General features: G+C 73.5%; 12 protein-coding genes. 9 read left to right on the top strand and 3 right to left on the bottom strand.

Annotated elements, in window-relative coordinates; translation table 11 throughout:
- Positions 1–102 precede the first annotated feature (102 nt).
- From V5O46_RS03255 to V5O46_RS03235, 5 genes are all read left to right on the top strand, one after another.
- Positions 103–2,556, top strand: a complete 2,454-nt coding sequence (locus tag V5O46_RS03255) for a SpoIIE family protein phosphatase (protein ID WP_332882853.1) — start codon at positions 103–105, stop codon at positions 2,554–2,556.
- A 147-nt stretch (positions 2,557–2,703) separates the two neighbouring features.
- Complete coding sequence (locus tag V5O46_RS03250) at positions 2,704–3,426, top strand: class I SAM-dependent methyltransferase (RefSeq protein ID WP_332882852.1); 723 nt, start codon at positions 2,704–2,706, stop codon at positions 3,424–3,426.
- 106 nt (positions 3,427–3,532) lie between these two features.
- Entirely contained in the window at positions 3,533–5,113 is a 1,581-nt protein-coding gene (locus tag V5O46_RS03245) for an effector-associated domain 2-containing protein (protein ID WP_332882851.1), read from the top strand.
- A 101-nt stretch (positions 5,114–5,214) separates the two neighbouring features.
- A complete protein-coding gene (locus V5O46_RS03240; RefSeq protein ID WP_332882850.1) occupies positions 5,215–5,394 on the top strand; it encodes a hypothetical protein in 180 nt (59 codons plus the stop codon).
- 36 nt (positions 5,395–5,430) lie between these two features.
- On the top strand, positions 5,431–7,371 hold the full coding sequence (locus V5O46_RS03235; RefSeq protein ID WP_332882849.1) for an HEXXH motif domain-containing protein: 1,941 nt from the start codon (positions 5,431–5,433) through the stop codon (positions 7,369–7,371).
- A 25-nt stretch (positions 7,372–7,396) separates the two neighbouring features.
- Here V5O46_RS03235 and fxsT read toward each other — a convergent pair whose 3' ends face one another.
- From fxsT to V5O46_RS03220, 3 genes are all read right to left on the bottom strand, one after another.
- Positions 7,397–11,788 (bottom strand): FxSxx-COOH system tetratricopeptide repeat protein, encoded by a 4,392-nt coding sequence (fxsT, locus tag V5O46_RS03230; RefSeq protein WP_332882848.1) that lies wholly within the window; start codon positions 11,786–11,788, stop codon positions 7,397–7,399.
- 76 nt (positions 11,789–11,864) lie between these two features.
- Positions 11,865–13,010, bottom strand: coding sequence for an AAA family ATPase (locus V5O46_RS03225; RefSeq protein ID WP_332882847.1), 1,146 nt, complete (start codon positions 13,008–13,010; stop codon positions 11,865–11,867).
- Positions 13,007–14,626, bottom strand: a complete 1,620-nt coding sequence (locus V5O46_RS03220; RefSeq protein WP_332882846.1) for a VMAP-C domain-containing protein — start codon at positions 14,624–14,626, stop codon at positions 13,007–13,009. Before V5O46_RS03220 ends, V5O46_RS03225 begins: the two co-directional genes overlap by 4 nt.
- Before the next feature lie 178 nt (positions 14,627–14,804).
- Between V5O46_RS03220 and V5O46_RS03215 the strand changes: the two genes are divergently transcribed.
- The 4 genes from V5O46_RS03215 (at position 14,805) to V5O46_RS03200 (ending at position 19,964) form a co-directional block, all read left to right on the top strand.
- Positions 14,805–15,734 (top strand): S-4TM family putative pore-forming effector, encoded by a 930-nt coding sequence (locus tag V5O46_RS03215; RefSeq protein ID WP_332882845.1) that lies wholly within the window; start codon positions 14,805–14,807, stop codon positions 15,732–15,734.
- A gap of 94 nt (positions 15,735–15,828) precedes the next feature.
- Positions 15,829–16,662, top strand: coding sequence for a M55 family metallopeptidase (locus tag V5O46_RS03210; RefSeq protein ID WP_332882844.1), 834 nt, complete (start codon positions 15,829–15,831; stop codon positions 16,660–16,662).
- Positions 16,655–17,989 carry a M20/M25/M40 family metallo-hydrolase gene (locus V5O46_RS03205; RefSeq protein WP_332882843.1) on the top strand — a complete coding sequence of 445 codons (1,335 nt, stop codon included), beginning with the start codon at positions 16,655–16,657 and terminating at the stop codon, positions 17,987–17,989. Before V5O46_RS03210 ends, V5O46_RS03205 begins: the two co-directional genes overlap by 8 nt.
- Before the next feature lie 4 nt (positions 17,990–17,993).
- Positions 17,994–19,964 (top strand): prolyl oligopeptidase family serine peptidase, encoded by a 1,971-nt coding sequence (locus V5O46_RS03200; RefSeq protein ID WP_332882842.1) that lies wholly within the window; start codon positions 17,994–17,996, stop codon positions 19,962–19,964.
- The last annotated feature ends 19 nt before the right edge of the window (positions 19,965–19,983 follow it).

Below are 19,983 nucleotides of genomic sequence, written 5' to 3'. Positions count from 1 at the left end.
CGCCAATTCGCCTGTTGCCGCACATCGTCGGCGGGCCGCGCCGTACGGTGGAACCCGTCGGTACAGATCTTGCCGAGCTGTCGGCAGAGAGGGCCTGACGCCATGGACCGTGGCACCGAACGCGATCTGCCTCCCGGCCGCATCCCCCTGGCCGTGGTCGTGGTGGACCGCGACGGCCTGGTCTCCCACTGGAGCCGCGGCGCGCGGCGGCTGTTCGCCCTTCCCAAGGAGGAGGCGATCGGGCGCCCGGCCCTCGATCTGCTGCCCGTGACCGGGGCGTTCCCCGAGGAGGAGGACCTCGCCGGCTACGGTGAGTACGCCGCCTACGACGGACTCGGACCCGGCCTGGCGTCCTCCCTCGACGGGCAGCTTTCCTACCCGGCCGCGGGCCGCGCCCGGCTCGCCGTCCCCGGCCCGGACCGCGCGGACGTGCTCTGGTGGGCCTACCCGCTGGTGGGGCCGGGCCCGGAGCGGCTGCTGGTGCTGGCCGCCGACGCCGACGGGCTGCGTGCCGACGGGCCCGGGGCGGAGCGGGCCGGCGAGCGGATCGCCCCCGGCTTCGCGCTGCACACCGACTTCCCCGGCGCCGAGGACCTCGCCCGCCGGCTGCCCGAGATCCTGCCCAGCATGAGTGTCGACCAGAGCGCCCGCATCGCCGCCCAGGTGCTGGAACTCGGCTACCCCGTCCTCGAGTTCAGCCAGAACGAGCGGGTGCCCGTCACCCCCGACTGGGGCGTGGCCCGGCGCACCGAACGCCGGGCGCGCCGGGAGCGTGCGGCGCTCGCCCCGGCGTCCGGCGAACCGCTGCCGCCGGGACTCGGCACCGGGGCCGGGGACGCCGAGTACGCCGAGGATCTCGAGTACGCCGCCGTCCGCGAACGCCTGGAATTCCTCAACGAGGTCAGCGGCCGCATCGGCACCTCCCTCGACCTGGCGCGGACCATCGTCGAGGTCAGCCGCGCCGTCGTGCCCCGCTTCACCGACGTGGCCGGCACCTATCTGCGCGAACAGGTCGTCGCCGGGGAGGGCTTCCCCGACGGCGTACCGGACACCACCACCATGTGGCACCGGGTCGCGCTCGAGCACACCGACGAACCGGGCCGCTGGGACGACGTGGTCCCGGTCGGCGAGGCGATGCCGTTCCCGGCGCACACCCCCTTCTTCCAGTGCATGACCTCCGGCGAACCGGTGCTGGTGCCGCGGATCACCGAGGAGATGGGCCACGCCATCGCCTCCCAGTTCGAGAAGCGGGACATCCGCCCGCTCATCACCGGCCGTTCCATGCTGGTCGTACCGCTCAAGGCCCGGCACGTGGTGCTCGGCTTCATGATCCTGCTGCGCCACCCGGAGCGGCCCGTCTTCAACGACATGGACCGGGTCACCGGTGCCGAACTCGCCGCCCGCGCGGGGCTCGTCCTCGACAACGCGCGCATGTACACCCACCAGGAGAACGTCGCCGAGACGCTCCAGGACAGCATGCTGCCGCACATCCCCGCGCACCTGGCGGGCTGCGACATCGCCACCCGCTATCTGCCCGGCACCCTCCTCGGCCGGGTCGGCGGCGACTGGTTCGACGCCGTCAAACTGCCCGGCGCCCGCACCGCGTTCGTCGTCGGCGACGTCATGGGCCACGGACTGAACTCGGCCGCCATGATGGGGCAGTTGCGCACCGCCGTGCAGACCATGGCCGGCCTCGACCTGCCGCCCGCCCAACTGCTGCGCAACCTCGACGACCTCGCCCAGCGGCTCGGCGACAGCTACCTCGCCACCTGCCTGTACGCCGTGTACGACCCGGTCGCCGGCGAGCTCCACCTCGCCAACGCCGGGCACATCCCGCCGGTCCTGGTCCGTGCCGAGGACGGCCGCAGCGAGCTGATCGACCTTCCCACCGGCGCGCCGATAGGCGTCGGGGGCGTGCCCTTCGAGTCGGCACGCGTGCGCGTGGCACCCGGCGACCGGCTGGTGATGTGCACCGACGGGCTGGTGGAGGTGCGCGGCGAGGACATCGGCGTCGGCCTGGCCACGCTGTGCGAGTCCGCCGCCCACCCGGCCGCGTCCATGGACGACGCCTGCGACACCATCATCCGCGCACTGAACACCCGCGGCGGACGCAAGGACGACGTGGCCCTGCTGATGGCCCGGCTCGGCGGCATCGCCCCGGAGGACGTCGCCGAGTGGCGTCTGGCCCCGGACCCGGCCGAGGTCCGCCGGGCCCGCGCCGCGGTCCACGAGCAGCTGCACGCCTGGGGACTTCAGCCGCTGGCCGGCAACGCCGCGCTGCTGGCCGGTGAGCTCGTCACCAACGCCGTACGGCACGCCGGCGGCCGGGACGTCGAACTGCGGCTGGTGCGCGCCGACACCCTGCTGTGCGAAGTGGACGACGACAGCCATGAACTGCCGGTACTGCGCAGCACCGGACCCGAGGACGACGGAGGGCGCGGACTGCGGGTGGTCAGCACCCTCGCCCGGGAGTGGGGCAGCAGCCGGACCCGGGCCGGCAAGACCGTCTGGTTCGAGCTGACCCTGCCGCGCCGGCGACCGTATCCGGGCACCTAGCGACACCGAGAGCGCCCGTTGGCGTTACCCGTGTCGAACGCGGCGTGAAGGTCGTGTACGCGCGGGTTGTGGCCGTGGCGGGTGCGCGATAGACCGTACTGGCCCGTCACTTCCGGCGGGCGGGACGTCGCACCCTGGGGAGCGGGCATGAGCGTGTCGAGTCGGTACCGTCGGGCCTGGGAGGGCTTCTGGGCCGAGGCCCCCGAGGAACGGGGGGCGGTGTTCTGGGACGCGGAGCCCGCCCTGACCGCCGCCCGCCACCTGGCCCTCTTCGAACCCCATCTGGCCGACCCCGGGCTGCCCCTGGTCGACCTCGGCTGCGGCAACGGTACCCAGACCCGCTACTTCGCCGACCGGTTCCCGCGCGTCGTCGGCGCCGACCTCGCCGCCGCCGCGCTCGACCACGCCCGGCGCGCCGACCCCGCCGGGCAGGCGACGTACCGTCAGCTGGACGCCGCCGACAAGGCCGAGGTGGAGACGCTGCACGCGGAACTGGGCGACGCCAACGTCTATGTGCGGGGCGTGCTGCACCAGTGTGCGGACGACGACCGGCAGCCACTGGCCGACGGACTCGCCGCGCTGCTCGGCACCCGCGGCCGGGCGCTGCTGGTCGAACCCTCCCAGGCGGCCAAGTCGGTGCTGATGGGCCTGGCCCAGGGCCCCGCCGGCCCGCCGGCCAAGGTCGCGCCGGTCTTCCGGCACGGACTGACCCCCGGCGAGGCCGCGGACTCCGCGGTCTCCGAGCATCTGCGCGCGGCCGGACTGGCCGTCCTGGCCGGCGGCGAACTGCCGCTGGTGACCACCGAGCACGGCCCGGACGGCACCCGGATCGAACTGCCGGCCCTGTGGCTGGTGGCCGGCGCCGCCTGACCGACCGCGCCGGCGCACGGAGCGGGGACCGCGGCCCGGGTCTCCGCTCCGGTCCCGCTCCCGCCCGGCTCCCGGTCCCCGCCCGCAGCGAACCCAGGAGGCGCACGTGACCACGGTCCCCGACCACGCCGAGCTGACCGGAAGGCTGGGCCCGGACGCCGCCCACGCCGTGCTCGACTGGGCCGACCTGAACGGCCTGTCGGTGCGCCTGCTGCCCTCGTGGCTGCCGTCCGGCACCGGATACACCGGCGCCGTGCTGACCGCGCTGGAGACCGCACCGCCGCCGCGGATCGTCATCCTCAAGGTGCTCCCGGAGGGGCCGCACCGCACCGAGCCGCGGCGGCACACCGAGGCGCTGCGCCACTCGCCCCCCGGCTTCGCCGGCGCCCATCTCGTCGAGCAGGCCTTCGCGCCCTTCCCGCTGAGGACCGGCGGCGCCCTGATGTTCCAGGCCGTCGCGGGGGACGGACTGCGCGACGCCGTGCCGCTGGGCGCCCTGGACGGCGAGGAGTACGCCCGCACCGCGGCGGCGGTGGTGCGCGGGACCCTGACGGAGTGGAACCGGCAGCTCACCGCCCCGGTGCGCATGCCCGCCTCGGCCTTCCTGCGCGGCGAGCTGGAGACCGCGGGGACCGCGGCGGCCGCCCTGAGGCCGTGGCGGCGGCGGGCCGGGCTGACCGGATCCGTGCGGCCGTGGTTCGAGGCGGCGGGACGGCGGCTCCCCAACCCCTATCTGCTCGTCGAGGGAGCACAACCGGGCCTGCCCGACCCGGAGTTGTCGGCGCTCACCGGGCTGACCCACGGGGACCTGCATCCGGACAACGTGGTCGTGCCGGTACGGCGCGGCCTGCTGCAGGAGCACGCCTACCGGCTGATCGACCTCGGCGGCTTCCGCGCCGACGGCGCGCTGAGCCGCGACGTCGCCATGCTGCTGCTCTCGGGGCTCCTACCCGTCCTCGGGCAGCCGCTGCCGGAGCACCGGAGGCAGGCGCTGCTGGACTACGTCGTCGCCCCGCACCACGGCCACACCGGCCGGCTCCCGGACGGCGCGGCCCGCCGCGTCGACTGCGTCCGGGACACCGCTGCCGAGGCGATGGGGCAGTGGCGGGAGCCGTGGCGGGACCAGCTGCTGCTGTCCCTCGCCGCCGGCGCACTGGCGTTCACTACCTACTCCGGTCTCGCCCCCGATGTCCGGGACTGGTACCAGCTGCTGGCCGCGCACGCGGCCGGGGCCTTCCTCGGCACCGAGACCGCGACCGGCACCGCCCCCGTCGCCCCCGTGATCCCCGCGACCCCCGTCGTCCCCACCGCCCCCGGGGCCCCCGGGGCCCGCGGGACGCAGCCGGCCGAGCCCGCGCCGCACCGTCCCGCCCGGCCGCGGCCCGCCCCGCGGACGGCGCTCGTCGAGGCCCTGGAAGAACTGCCCGCGATGACCGACCCCGTCTCCCGGGAGGCCGTGCTGCGGCGGCTGCCGCGCCGGCTGGCGACGAGCGTTCCCCGGTCGGCCGTGCTGCGGGTGGAACTGCTCGGCCTGGTCGACACCTGCGTCACCTTCCACGGCGGCCTGCGGGCCCTGTGGGAGGCCGTCTCGGCCGTGGACACCGGCACCCGCGAACGCGATGCGGTTTTCGATGTTCTGCTTCGAATGCCGGAATTCTCGCAGAGCCCGGACGACGACGGGGCCTGAGGCCGGATTACGCGGCTCGGGGTTTCCGGCCATGCCTTGCTGGGACATCATGAAAGCGCAGGGTCGGGCCACGTGGCCCGGGACGGGGAGGGCCGCAGAACATGGATCACGCGAAGTCCGTCATAGAGTCGGAGCTGCTCGATCTCTCCCAGCTCACGCTGGAGGACGTGCGCGCCCACAGGGGCGGCTCCGAATGGCAGACCGTGGAGCGTCGGCTGACGAGGGAGTTCAGAAATCCCTCCGTCTTCTTCGCCGACCCCCAGAGCAGTGCGGACCGGTGAGGACGAGGCCCGGACTGCGATCACGGAGGCCCATCGGTGAGTGGCTCCTTCAGCACCTCGGGACGATCGGCAGAAGGACTCCCACGCCATGGGCTTCCCCCACGGCACTTCGACTCACTGGCCGCCGGCCGGGGCGGCGGCCCCGTCATCGCCCACCTCTGGGACTCCGAGCGCAGCCACCGGCTGGTGCTGTTCGGTCTGCTGACCGCCACCGCAGGCAGCCGGCCCGACGCGCTCGGGCCGCTGTCCGGCATCGACGAGGCCTGGAACCTGCTCGTCGCCGTGGAACGCCACAGCGGCGTGATCACGGACGAGATCCTCCTGCTGCCGGAGACGGGCCGCTGGCTGCGCTCCTGCCTCCAGCGATTACAGGCCTCCGGCAGGGTGCGGAAGCCCGACGAGCCGCCCCTGTGGGTGGACGTGGGCCATCTGCACCTGCTGGCGGCAGCGGCGGCGGTCCGGGCCGGGCTGCCCTTCGAGCTGCGGGTGCCGGCCCGTGACGGACAGGTGTGGCTGCCCACCCTCGGCTGCGCCACGGTGCACGGGGACATCGCCGCCTGGCAGCCGGCCGACGTCGTCTTCGCCACCGGCCGGCTGACCTTCGCGCTGGCGGGAGCCGCCGGAGCGGGCCACGACCCGGTACGGGTGGAGCAGCCGGCCACCGAGCCGACGCCCCACTGGCAGGTCCCCCGCACCCTCCCCCTGGAGCTGCCGGAGGGCCCCCGGAGCATCGTCCTGCACGACCTGGGCCCGTACCGGATGCAGGCCGGCGCGGACGGCAGGCCCGCGGACGCCACCGAGGAGGACACCGTCCGCCGCTGGACCGCCCTGCTGCACAGCTCATGGTCCCTGCTGGCGCGCGTCGACCCCGGCGGCGCCGAGGACGTCAGCGCCTGTCTGCGCTCCATCGAACCGCTGCCGGCCGCCCGGCCGTTCCGCTGGCACAGCGCCACCGTGGAGGACGGCATGGGCGGCATGGCCGCCTCCGAGCCGACCGGCACCGAACCCGCCGCCGCTGCCCAGTTCGCCGCCGTCCTCACCCACGAGGCACAGCACAGCAAGCTCAGCGCCCTGCTGCACATGTACTCGCTGCACACACCCGACGTGGCCCACCGCTGCTACGCCCCCTGGCGGGACGACCCGCGTCCGCTGCGCGGCATGCTGCACGGCGTCTACGCGTTCACCGGCGTGGCCCGGTTCTGGCGCGGTCATCTGCTGGGCGGCTGCGACCCCGAGGAGGAGGCGCTCGCCGCGTTCGAGTACGCGCTGCGCCGTGCCCAGCTCCTGCGTGTGCTGCCGGTACTCGTGCAGGACGACCGGCTGACCGCGCTCGGCCGCAGACTGGTCGGCCGGTTGCTGGAGACCGTGGGGGAGTGGCAGCGGGAGCCGGTGCGTGCCGACTGTCTGGAAGCGGCCGAGCGGGCCGTCGAGGACCACCGTCTGAGCTGGCGGACCCACCATCTCGTCCCCGACCCCGACCTCGTCGTCGATCTGGCGCAGGAGTGGCGGGCGGGCCCGGCGGAGGCGGCCACCGAAGGCGCGTGGCGCTACCCGGAGCCCCGGCTGCTTCCGGACCCTGCGGCGCGCCATCTGGACGCCAGGGCGGTCCTGGTGCGTCTGCGGCTGGCCCCGGCCACCGCCGAGCAACTGCGCACGGCGGAAAGTCTCGGCCACCTTGTGCTGGGCGCACGCCCGGCGGACGTCCACCTGCTCGACGGGGACCTGCCGGCCGCGGAGCGCCTGTACGCGGCGGAGATCAGGGCCCAGGGAGGATCGGCCGCGGAGTCCGGGACGGTGTGGGCGGGCCTCGGGCGGGCGCTGCGCGGACGCCCCGGCCGGCAGGAGGCCGTACGGGCGCTGACCCGGCACCCGGAGCTGGTCCGGCACGTGTACGCGTCGATCAGCGCCAAGGGCGACTCCACACCGGACCCGGTCGCCGTGGCCGGCTGGCTGGGCCGCACGGTGGCTGCGTACTGACGCGGCCGGGCGCGGCCCGAGCGGTCTACGGCATGGGGTCGGCGTCGCAGTTGGAGCGCCGCCACGCCTCCGCGTCGAGACAGCCGGGATGGGTGTCCCCCAGTTTGGTGCGCATCCCCTGCACAGCGGCCGTGTGCATGGCCTCCGCCTCCTCGGCCCGGCGCAGTGCGCGCAGATCGCAGGCGATGTTGTTCATCAGGGCGAGCGCGGTGGGATGATCCTCGCCCAGCGTGGCCCGTACCCGCTCCAGGGTGTTCTCGTCCAGCTCCAGGGCGCTGCTGGCGTCGCCCTGCGCGTACATGTCGCTGGCCAGGTTCGCGGCACACACCAGCACCATGGGATGGTCGTCCCCCAGCGCCCGGCGCGCGCGGTCCAGCGCGCTCTCGTTGAGTGCGCGGGCCGCCTCCACCTGGTTGACCAGCCGCAGCGTGACGGCGAGGTCGATGTCGGCGGCGACCGTGTCGGGATGGTGCGAACCGAACACCTCGACGTACAGGTCCCGGGTCTTCTCGCCGAGTTTCAGCGCGTTGTCGAGGTCGCCCATCTGCCGCAGGTCGACCGACATGTTGAGCGAGGCCACCAGCGCGTCCGGACTGCGCTCGCCGTAGCGGTCGGTGAGCGCCTTGCTGGCCTGCTGGCTGAGTTCGTATGCCGAAGGGTGGTCGCCCGCCTTGCGCCGGGAGACGGCCAGCCGGGCCGCGGCGCGCAGCGTGTGCGGGTTCATCTCCCCGAAGACACTGCGGTACTTCTCCACGATGTCCTCGAACATCCGCACGCCGAGGCCGTAGTCGCCGTCCTCGCGGCGGTCCAGGGCCAGACCCATCTCCGACAGGAGGCTGTCGTAGGCCTCCTCGCCGTAGATCAGCACACTGCGGCGCCAGGTCTCCTCGTCCAGTGTCAGGGCCTCGTGGTAGCGGCCGCAGGAGCGCAGCGCGACGGCCAGGTTGTGGGTGTGCACCAGGGTCAGCGGGTCCTCCTCGCCGTAGGCGCGCACGGCCCTCTCGTGGACCTCGCGGGCCATCTCCAGGGCGCCGAGGAAGTCACCGTGCGACCGGCGGTCGATCGCGACCTGCCCCATCGTGCGGAGCAGCTCCTCCTCGGTGTCGCCCCCGAGCTCCCGCACGGCGGCGAGCATGCGCCGGCTCAGCTCCGCGGCCTCTCCGTAGCGGCCCATGCGCCACAGCACGTACCACAGGCTGCGGGCCAGCAGCAGCGTCTGCTGGTCTCCCTCGCCCCACTTCTCCTTCCAGCGCTCGTACGCCTTCTGGCCGAACCTCCGGGCGCCCTCGTGGTCGCCCCAGTAGTACAGGTAGTCGGCCGTGGTGATGACGAGCTGCCGGACGTTGGGGACCTCCGACTCGATCGCGCCGGACTCCACCACGTGGGGGTACAGATCGCCGAAGCGCGCCCAGTGGTCGGGGTCCCGCGGGTCGCGGGGTGCGTTGGCCGCGAGCAGCAGATGGGCGCCCTGCCGCATCCGGCGGCGCTGCTCCTCCGTCATACGGGCGATGAGCACCGCCTGCACCAGCCGGTGCATCTGGATGCTGTTGTTGCGGTGGTCGATCTTGGCCAGCGAGTACCGGTTGATCTCCCGGATGGCGCGGGCCAGCCGCAGCGGGTCGGTCAGCGCGCGGTCCAGATCGGGTGCGATGGGCTGGACCGGGGCCCCGGAGAACAGCGAGCGCGCGATGGGCTCCGGCGCGAAATAGGCGCAGATCTGCAGTAGTTGCAGCGCCGCGGGGTTCTTGCTCGCCAGATGGTCCAGCGAGACGTTCCAGGCGGTGGCGACCGTCTGCTCGTAGTGCGTCGGTGGGGAAACTGTCATGAGTTCTGCGCGTTTCTCTGCGAACAGGCGAAGGTATTCGGCCGCAGGCATGCCCGTCTCGGCCCGCCATGCCGAGGCCTGTTCCACCGCGAGCGGCAGATCGCCCAGTACATGGGCGAGTTCGTCCGCGTCCTCGTGGGACAGGTCGGGATTGCGGCGCTGCAGCAGCTGGATGCTTTCCTCGCGCTCGAACACATCGACCTCCAGCGGCCGGGCGAGAGTATTCCACTGGGGATTGCGCGAAGTGATGATGATGGAGCCGTTCGGCCCGTTCTCCGAACTGCTGGGAAAGAATTCCTGGACCGCTTCCGGGCTTTCCGCGTTGTCGAACACCAGCAGCCATTTGCTGTACGGGTTTCCGGTGCGCAGTGCCTCCAGCACGGCCGGTACGGCGGTGATGGCCTCGCTGCTCACCGGCAGGTGCAGCCGGTGTGCCAGTTCCACCAGGGCCTGGGCGATCTGCGTGGGGCGTTCCGCGGGGATCCACCAGACGATGTCGTACTGGCTCGCCTGGCGATAGACGTATTCCTGGGCGAGCTGTGATTTCCCGACACCGCCGAGTCCGTGCAGTGCATGCGGGAGTACTGCCGTGGGTCCGCCGCGCAGTTCCCGCTCGAGCTGGTCCAGGAGGTCTTCGCGTCCGGTGAAGACGAGATTTCGCGGCGGCATGTTCCCCCACACGGCGGGTCGCGCGGAGGCCGGCGTGGTGGCGCGGCTCAGATCAATTCCTGTCCGCGGCGCCGTGACGGGGTAACCGGTGACCACTGTGGCGTCTCCTGGGAGGGTGCCAGTATCAGCCTGGCCGAGTTGCTCGGTGAGCACCGGCGCCTCGGGGGTGTTTGGTTCAGTCACTATGCCATAGCTTTCCGTGTCTGGGGTGGTCTGCCGGTCGCCGCGTGTCGATTCACTCATGTGGTGTTCTGATTCCTCATGCGCCCGAATGAGTTGCCCTATTAACCTCGCCCGGCGCGCGTGCGCGCCGGAGAGCGATCTGAGCACCGTGTGTTCTATCTCGCGAAGGTGCCGGTCCTCGTCGGTTATCTGTGGGTCCGGGATGCTTGCTCCGTCCAGGTATGCCAGCATTTCCCGGGCCGCGCCACTGTGCGGGGCGAGCAGTTCTGCCGCCGCCTTGGTCGCCAGCTCCGTGGCCTGCCGGCTGCCGGCGGCGAGCACTTCCTCACGGACCCCCGGGCGGAAGGAGAACGTCCCCTCGCCCGCGGCCGGGTCGGGTTCGACCAGGTCGCTCATCAGGAATTCGGCCAGATGCTCCGGGCCCGTGCGGGGCATGGTCCGCTGTTGCAGTGCCGTCATGAGCGGCAGGTCGAGCGGGGCGGTGGCGAGCCGGGTGGCCAGTTGGAAGGAGTCGGGGGAGGACCACACGCGGAACAGCGCGACCCGTTCGGCGGCGCTGCGGTCGCGGGGTCCGGGCTCGGGCGGGGGGCCGGCGGGGCGGCGTGCCGCGCGGGGCAGGACGAGGGCCGCCACCTCGGTCCAGCGGGGGGTGTCGCCCGCCAGGAACTGCGTCCACGGCGCCAGCCAGCTGCCGGACAGCTCCAGCACGGGGACGACGGTGTGCCCGCGGTGCGGCTCGGGCCGGCCGGGCGGCTCGATGTGCTCCCAGGTGTGGCCGGGCTGCCAGGGCCCGGACGCGTGCAGCCGGATGCGCCGCACGTCCAGGGCGGTACGGTGCCACAGACGCTGGGGCAGTACCTGCAGAACGGTGGCCGGCTGGTGCCGTCCCCAGGCGGCGAGCTGGGCCTGTACGGCGCCCGTCCGCCAGGCCGGGGCCAGGCCGTCGGTGAGGACGAAGACCATGGTCCGTCCGCTGTGGTCCACCAGCCGGCGCGGCGACTGCGGCTCGCCGGAGCCGGGCAGCCGGACGGTCGCCCGGCCCTCCGGTGCGCGGGTGTCGAGATGCAGCAGCCGCAGGTCGCCGAAGCCGGCGTACCGGCGGAACAGGCCCACGACCTGCTCGGCCGTCTCGCGCCACACGCCCATCCGGGGCGCCACGTCCTGGAGCAGCACGGCGTTCCAGCGGGGCCCGGGACCAGGACGCAGGACCGGGGGGAGTCCCGGGGCGACCGCGTGGCGTTCTGCGGTGGCCTGGGCGTCCACCTCGGGCTGGGCGGGGTCCGGTACCGGTCGGCGCAGCGGCTCCAGGGCGCGGGCGAAGGGCCGTGGCCGCAGGGCGGACCGGCGCCGGTGCACGGACCGCAGCGGTCGGGCGCCCGTGACCGCGGCGGGGGCCGAGGAGTCGGCGGGGGCGCCGTCGGTGAGCAGCACCAGCGGGATCGGGGCGCTTCCGCCCGGGGCCGGGTCGCTGTGCGCGTCGTCGGGCTGCCGGCCGGATAAGTCCCCGTCCCGGGGCCCGCGCGGGAAGCGGGGGGCGGGGGAGGAGGCTTCGGGCGGCGCGGCCGGATCGGGCTGCTCCGCCCCGGTCGGGCCGGCCGGTCCGGGCGCGGTGGACCCGGTGGCGGGAGCGGCCGGGCCGGGGTCCGCGGCGGGGGAGGGGGCGCCGCCGAGCTCCGGGTGGTGCGTGGCCAGCCAGAGGGCGTCGGCGACGTCCCGCGGGTGCAGGCCGTCGACGGGCATGCCGGAGGAGTCCGCGGCGGGGGACGGACCATGTCGTCCGCCGGCCGCAGCGTGACCGTTGAGCTCCGGCGATCGGTCAGGCACCCCAGTCCGTCCCATCTCCGTTCAACGGGTGCCAAATGGCCTCGAGGACGGCCTGCCACTCGGCACGGTCCTCCTCACGGTAGGAGTAGGCGCCGGAGGTGACCAGGTGTGCCGCATTGAGCAATTGGTCGGCGGCCAGCCCCTCGACCTGAGCACTGCGTGTCATGAAGTCCCGGACGAGCCTTCCCTGTTCGTCTCCCAGCGAGTCCCCGAAGTGTGCGGCCACCAGCTCGCCCAGTGCCTCCGGTCCGGGGTCCGGTATATCAAGGCGCAGACAACGGCGCATAAACGCCTCGGGGAACTCTCGTTCACCATTTGAGGTCATGATCACGATCGGAAAGGATCGAGTCCTGACGATTCCATTTCGGATCTCGGCGGTTCGCCCGGGATCCGCGGTATGGACGGTGACACTCTCGATCCGGCGCTTCACCCGAACGAGAGGCTGGACGGCGAACCAGCCGTCCTCGAAGAGGGACAGCAGGTCGTTCGGGAGATCGGCGTCCCCCTTGTCCAGCTCGTCGATCAGCAGCACCCGCGGCAGCCGGTGCGGCAGCAACGCGGTTCCCAGCGGGCCCAGTTGGATGAAGTCGCCGATGTCCAGGGCCGGCCCTGCGGCCCCTGCTCCGGCCGGGTCGCCCGCCGCTCCTTCGTGCGCCTGCTCGTGCACCGCACGTTCCTGGGCGGCGAACCAGGCCTGTCCCGCCTGGGCGCGGCCGAGCACATCGTATTCGAACAGCCCCGAGGCCAGCGTGGTACGACTGGTGACCGGCCACTGCAGCACCCGCCCCAGCCCCAGTTCGCGGGTGATGCGGTGGGCGAGGGTCGACTTGCCCACCCCGGGCCGGCCGGTGACCAATAACGGACGCCGGAGCAGGATCGCCGCGTTGACCATGCGGACCTCCGCCGCTGGCGGACGCCGCCCGGAGGCGGGCGGACCCAGCCTGCGGTCCGCCTCGCCGTCCTCCGGCGGCCGGGGCTGCAGCGGCCCGCCGTCGAAGGTGCGCCAGCGCGGGCCGGGCGGCCAGCTGCGCTCCTCGTACGGAGTCGCGTCGGCGAAGGCGCCACCGGTCCCGCGGTACAGCAGACCACCGGGCCGGCGGACGTCGTACGGCAGCAGCCCTGCCTGCGACGAACTCATTCCATCCCCCCTATGAAGGCGGCAGGCGCCCCCGCACCACCACTCAACAACTGCTCGGGGTCGTCCCAGACGACGCAGAGGTGCTGGGCGGGGTCCTGCGAACTGCCGTTGGCACGCGTTGCGGAATCGCTCTTCCACTGTCGGGCCTGGGACGGAAGACCCGCTAGCCCCCCTTCGGACAGGCCGTCCCTGACCATGCTGTGAAACTGCTCGGACACCGCGTCGCGATGGTGTATGAACACAGGAATGCCCAGATCGATGCCCACGCGAACTTCCCCCAACCCGGCCGGGTTCCCGGTGGCCGGAGGCTCGCTGAGCACCATGGCGACGACGTCCTGCCGGGCGCCGATCGTCGCGTCCAGCCGCTGCAGGTACTCCGGCACGGAACGGCCCTGACGGTCGCACCAGTGGACGGCTCCAGCACGCTCCCGCGCGCTCTTCCAGCGCGCCCAGCGCAGCCGCCAGACCTGGTGCGCGTCGCGCCGCTGCAGCCGCTCCAGACTGTGCACGACGATCTCCGGGTACTTGCTGAACAAGGGGTTGGGGTAGCCCAGCGACGGGTCCCGGTCCCACCACTCCACCGGCTCGTTGAGCAGCTCAGTCGGCAGGAAGAACTCCAGCACCACGTCCTGCGCCCGGGCGTGCCACAGCGAGGCCATGCGGGACAGCAGCTCGGCCACCGCGGCCGGCACCTGCGCCCGGGGAACGGGCTGCTGCGCGTCGCCCTCCTTGGCGTGGTGCAGCTCCGAGGACTCCGCGTACTTCACCCGAGCGGAGACCCAGTACCGGTGCCGCTTGCGGTACTGCCGTCTGCCGCTGCCCTGGACCGGCGCCAGGTCAGGGGCCAGTTTCAGATAGAGCCGGATCACCGGGCGGGCCGCCGCCGCCCCGTCGGCCGTGCCGTGCTCCGCCGCCCCCGGCACGGGCTGTGTCTCCTTGGCCGCGGCCTCCGCGGCGGCGGTACTCCGCCGGGCCAGCAGTCCGCGCAGTCCGGTCAGCCCGCCGTCGCCGTCGGCCAGACCCCACAGCTCGGCGAAGTGGTCGTTCCAGCCCTGCAACTCCCCCACGTGGGAAGCGAGATCGTCGTGCAGCGCGAGATGCTCCAGCAGCAGCATGCCGGGCGGCAGCGCCGCGTCGGGCGTGGTGGACCGGCCGGAGAGATGGAGGAAGGCCTGCCAGGCCGTCGTGCAGTGGGCGGGCAGCCGGATGCGGTCGCCGGTGATCTGCGCGACCACGGTGTCGAGTTCGGGCAGGGTGAGCGAGAGCGCGCGGCGCAGCGCCGTCCAGTCCCGGCCCTCGTACAGCTGCAGCGCGTACAACTCCTCGACGAGAGGCGTCAGATGGTACTCCAGCGGAGGCGCCACCAGGGCGGTCGCCTCGACCAGCCGGGACAGCCCGTCCGGCCGTGCCTCGCAGACCCGCACCACCTCGAGGAACTCCTGGCGAGGCGTGGGCAACTCCGCCCACGGCTGGCCGCCGAGCAGTTCCGCCAGCTCGCGCCGCCACTGCTGCCGGCCGCGCGCGTCGGTGAGGGCGGCCGAGTCGCCGAGGACCGCGACGATCCGGCGCAGGATGTCGCGCCGGCGACGGTCCTGCGTCGCCAGTCGTTGTGGCATGCGTGACTCCCCCCGGGCCCACGGCATTCGCACGGCGCCTGTACTGCAGCCCGATCAGGTTAGGCGGCCGGGGCGTTCCGCCGAACAGGTTCGGCGATATTCGTGGGGCCGAGGGGGAACGATCGACGCGGGTGCCCGCGTAGGGTGCGGCGCACCGCAGGGAAACAGGGGGAACACCGTGAGCCGACCGTTGCCCGTGCCGATACCGATGCGGCAGAACGACGAGGACCTGTTGAAGATCCTGCGGGCCGGGGAGTCCGCCCACGCCAGGGCGCGGCGGCTGGCGTCCGCGCACATCTCGCTGTCCTTCCTTCTGGCTGCCGGGGCCGTGCTCGGTGTGTTCGTCACCGCGGTCCAGGACGCCCTCACCGTGGCGGGATTTCTGTGGGCGCTGGCCTACGCCGCGGGTGCGAGCTCCTGGACGGAGCGTGAGTTCCGCCGGGCGGCGCTGCTGCAGGAGACCTTCGACACCCGGCTCTACGGGCTCGCCTGGAACGAGGTCCTGGCCGGAACGGTGCCGTCGGCCGACGAGATCAGCCGGCTCGCCCGGCGTTACCAGGGGTCCGCCGAGCGGCTGCGCGACTACTACGAGGTCCCGGAGCTGCCCCGGCCGCTGGACGTGCTGTCCTGCATCCTGCAGAACCTCGCCTGGGGGGCACGGGTGCGGCGGCGGTTCGCGGCGGCCGTCCAGGGCGGCATCGTCGTGTGGGTGGCGGCCGGCGTACTGGTGGGGGTGGTGACCGGGGCGACCCTGGTGTCCGTCCTCGTCGACTGGTTCGTCCCCTCGCTCGGTCTGCTGCTGCTCGGCGTCGACACTTACCGGACCCAACGGGACACCGCGGCCGTGCGGGAGCACGCCCGCCAGGTGATCCTGCCGCGGATGCGGGAGTACGCGGAGGCCGGGATGCCGGCCGCGGAGACCCCGGGACTGCTGGTGCTGGCCCGGCAGGCACAGGACGTGCTGCTGCGGACGCGGCTGGGCCAGGCCCGGGTGCCCAACTGGTTCTTCAAGGCCTTCCTCGACAGCGACCGGGCCGACTTCGCCGCGGCCATGGACGAGGTGGGCGGCTGGCTGCCGCGCCCTCCGCACCCCCCGCAGCCACGCTGACCCCGTCGCCCGTCGCCCGTCGCCCGTATCTGACCTGCGCCGCTGTGTCCCGGTGCATGGCCCGCGGCGGACGCAGCGCGTAACGTGGCGCACTATGAAGATCCTGATCAGCGCGGACATGGAAGGTGCCACCGGGGTGACCTGGCCCGCCGATGTGCTGCCGGGCACACCGCAGTGGGAGCGGTGCCGCACCGTGTTCACGTCGGACGTCAACGCCGCCGTGCTGGGATTCCTGGACGGCGGCGCCGACGAGGTGCTCATCAACGAGGCGCACTGGACCATGCGCAATCTGCTGCTGGAGGAACTGGACGACCGGGCGCAGCTGCTCACCGGCCGGCACAAGGCGCTGTCCATGGTCGAGGGCGTGCAGCACGGCGATGTCGACGGCATCGCCTTCGTCGGCTACCACGCCGGCGCCGGTATGGAGGGCGTGCTCGCCCACACCTACCTCGCCAACCAGATCACCGGCGTCTGGCTGAACGACGTACGGGCCAGCGAGGGCCTGCTGAACGCGCATGTCGTCGCCGAGTACGGGGTGCCGGTGGTTCTGGTCACCGGCGACGACCTGGCCTGCGAGGACGCGCTCGGCTATGCGCCGGAGGCGCTGAAGGTCGCCGTCAAGGACCATGTGTCCCGGTACGCGGCCGTGTGCCGGACGCCGGCCAGGACCGCCGCCGACATCCGCGCGGCGGCCAAGGAGGCGGCGGCGCTGGCGGTGCGGCACGAGCCCGTCCGCGGCGGGCCGTTCACGGTCGCCGTGGAGTTCGACGCCGAGCATCTGGCCGCGGCCACCACCGTCGTGCCGGGCGTGGAGCGCATCGGCGAACGCAGGGTGGCATACACCACGGACACCATGTACGAGGGAATCCGGACCTTCAAGGCGGTCACCACGATCGCCTCGGCGGCGGTGGAGGAGCAGTATGGCTGAGCACGCGCAGGCGCAGGGGCGGGAGCCGGACGGGCGGGCGCTGGACGAGGTCGTCCGCTTCACCTCCGAGCTGATCCGCATCGACACCACCAACCGGGGCGGCGGCGACTGCCGGGAGCGCCCGGCCGCCGAGTACGCCGCGGCCCGCCTCGCCGAGGCCGGGATCGAGCCCACCCTGCTGGAGCGCACCGAGGGCCGCACCAACGTCGTCGCCCGGATCGAGGGCACCGACCCGACCGCCGACGCGCTGCTCGTGCACGGCCATCTGGACGTGGTGCCCGCCGAGGCCGCGGACTGGACGGTGCACCCGTTCTCCGGGGAGATCCGCGACGGGGTGGTCTGGGGGCGCGGCGCCGTCGACATGAAGAACATGGACGCGATGATCCTCGCGGTTCTCCGCTCCTGGGCCCGGCAGGGGGTACGGCCCCGGCGGGACGTGGTGATCGCGTTCACCGCCGACGAGGAGGCCAGCGCCGAGGACGGCTCCGGGTTCCTCGCCGACCGGCACGCCGCCCTGTTCGAGGGCTGCACCGAGGGCGTCAGCGAGTCCGGGGCGTTCACCTTCCACGACGGCTCCGGGCGGCAGATCTACCCGATCGCGGCCGGCGAGCGCGGCACCGGCTGGCTGAAGCTCACCGCCCGCGGCCGGGCCGGCCACGGTTCCAAGGTGAACCGGGAGAACGCGGTCACCCGCCTCGCCGCGGCCGTCACCCGCATCGGCGAGCACGAGTGGCCGCTGCGGCTGACCCCCACCGTGCGCGCGGCGCTCACCGAACTCGCCGCCCTGTACGGCATCGAGGCCGACCTCGGCGACGTGGACGCCCTGCTGACGAAGCTCGGGCCGGCCGCCAAGCTGGTCGAGGCCACCGTCCGCAACAGCGCCAACCCGACCATGCTGGACGCCGGTTACAAGCTGAACGTCATCCCTGGGGCGGCCGTCGCCCATGTCGACGGGCGGTTCCTGCACGGGGCCGAGGACGAGTTCCGTGCCACCCTCGACCGGCTCACCGGCCCGGACGTGGACTGGGAGTTCGCCCACCGCGAGGTCGCGCTCCAGGCGCCGGTGGACTCGCCGACGTTCGCGCGGATGCGGGCCGCGGTCGAGGAGTTCGCCCCGGAGGGGCACACGGTGCCGTACTGCATGTCGGGCGGCACGGACGCCAAACAGTTCTCCCGGCTGGGCATCACCGGCTACGGCTTCGCGCCGCTGAAGCTGCCGGAGGGCTTCGACTACCAGGCCCTCTTCCACGGAGTCGACGAGCGCGTCCCGGTGGAGGCCCTGCACTTCGGTGTCCGGGTCCTCGACCGGTTCCTGCGGTCGGCCTAGCGCGGTGGGGGAGACGGTGCGGACCCTGGCGTACGGAGCGTGGCCCTCGCCGATCGACGCGGTGCTCGCCGCCGCGCACGACGGGCGCCCCGAGGACGTGGGCTTCGTCGGCGACGAGGTGTGGTGGACCGAGCCCCGCCCCACCGAGGGCGGGCGGCGCACCCTGGTGCGGCGGCGCGCCGAGGGCACCGCGGAACCGGTGCTCGCGGCCCCGTGGAACGTGCGCACCCGCGTCATCGAGTACGGCGGCCGGCCCTGGACCGGGCTGATGACGGCGGACGGGCCGCTGGTGGTGTTCGCGAACTTCGCCGACCAGCGGCTGTACGCGCTGCGGCCGGGCCCGGGGGAGGAGCCGCGTCCGCTGACCCCCGTCTCGCCGGTGGGCGGCGGGCTGCGCTGGGCGGAGCCGCAGATCCTGGCCGAGCATGGCGAGGTGTGGTGCGTCCTGGAGGAGTTCACCGGCGACGGCCCCTCCGACGTGCGCCGGGTCCTCGCGGCCGTGCCGCTGGACGGCTCGGCCGCCGGCGACCGGGACGCCGTACGGGAACTCACCGACGACCGGCACCGGTTCGTCACCGGACCCCGGCTCGCACCGGACGGGCGGCGGGCGGCCTGGCTCGCCTGGGACCATCCGCGGATGCCCTGGGACGGCACCGAACTGCTGGTCGCCGAGATCGGCCCGGGTGGCACCTTCGGGGAACCCACGACCCTCGCGGGCGGCCCGGAGGAGTCGGTCGCCCAGGTCGACTGGGCCCCCGACGGCGCTCTGCTGTACGCCTCGGACCGCACCGGCTGGTGGAACCTCTACCGCGACGGCCGCCCGGTGTGCCCGCGCCAGGAGGAGTTCGGCGGGCCGCTGTGGAAGCTCGGCCGGCGCTGGTTCGCCCCGCTCGACAGCGGGCTGATCGCCGTCGTGCACGGCCGCGGCGCCACCGCCCTCGGCATCCTGGACCCGGAGACCGGCGAGGTCGTCGACGCGGCCGGTCCCTGGACCGAGTTCGCGCCCGCGCTCGCGGTGCTCGGCGAGCGGGTGGCCGCCGTCGGCGCCAGCCCGCGCAGCGCCTACGAGGTGGTGGAACTGGACGCCCGCACCGGCCACGCCCGGGTGATCGGCGCCCCGCACGACGACGCCGTCGACCCCGCCCACTACCCCGAACCCCAGATCCGCACCTTCACCGGCCCCGACGGACGCGAGATCCACGCCCACGTCTACCCGCCGCACAACCCCGGCTGCGTCGCGCCCGGCGGGGAGCTGCCGCCCTACGTCGTGTGGGCGCACGGCGGACCCACCGGCCGGTCGCCGCTCGTGCTCGACCTGGAGATCGCCTACTTCACCTCGCGCGGCATCGGTGTCGCCGAGGTCAACTACGGCGGTTCCACCGGGCACGGCCGGGAGTACCGCAACCGGCTGCGCGGCCAGTGGGGCGTGGTCGACGTCGAGGACTGCGCCGCGGTCGCCCTCGCCCTCGCCGACGAGGGCACCGCGGACCGCGGCCGGCTCGCCGTGCGTGGCGGCAGCGCGGGCGGCTGGACCGCCGCCGCGTCGCTGGCCACGACCGACGTCTACGCCTGCGGCACCATCATCTACCCCGTGCTCGATCTGACCGGCTGGAGCGAGGGCGAGACCCACGACTTCGAGTCCCGCTATCTGGAGACGCTGATCGGGCCGTACGCCGAGGTGCCCGGCCGGTACGCGGAGCGTTCGCCCACCGGGCACGCCGACCGGATCACCGCGCCGTTCCTGCTGCTCCAGGGGCTGGACGACGTGATCTGCCCGCCCGTGCAGTGCGAGCGGTTCCTCGCCCGGATGGCGGGCCGGCGAGTGCCGCACGCGTATCTCGCCTTCGAGGGCGAGGGACACGGGTTCCGGCGCGCGGAGACCATGGTCCGCGCCCTGGAGGCCGAACTGTCGCTGTACGCCCAGGTGTTCGGGCTGAACCCGCGCGGCGTGCCGACCCTGGAACTGACCAAGTGAGCACGCGGACCCGGACGAG

Origin of the sequence: Streptomyces poriticola (assembly GCF_036689765.1) — a bacterium.
Lineage (GTDB): Bacteria > Actinomycetota > Actinomycetes > Streptomycetales > Streptomycetaceae > Streptomyces > Streptomyces poriticola.
Note: the sequence above shows the minus strand (reverse complement) of the source record. Positions and strands in the feature narration are given on the sequence as shown.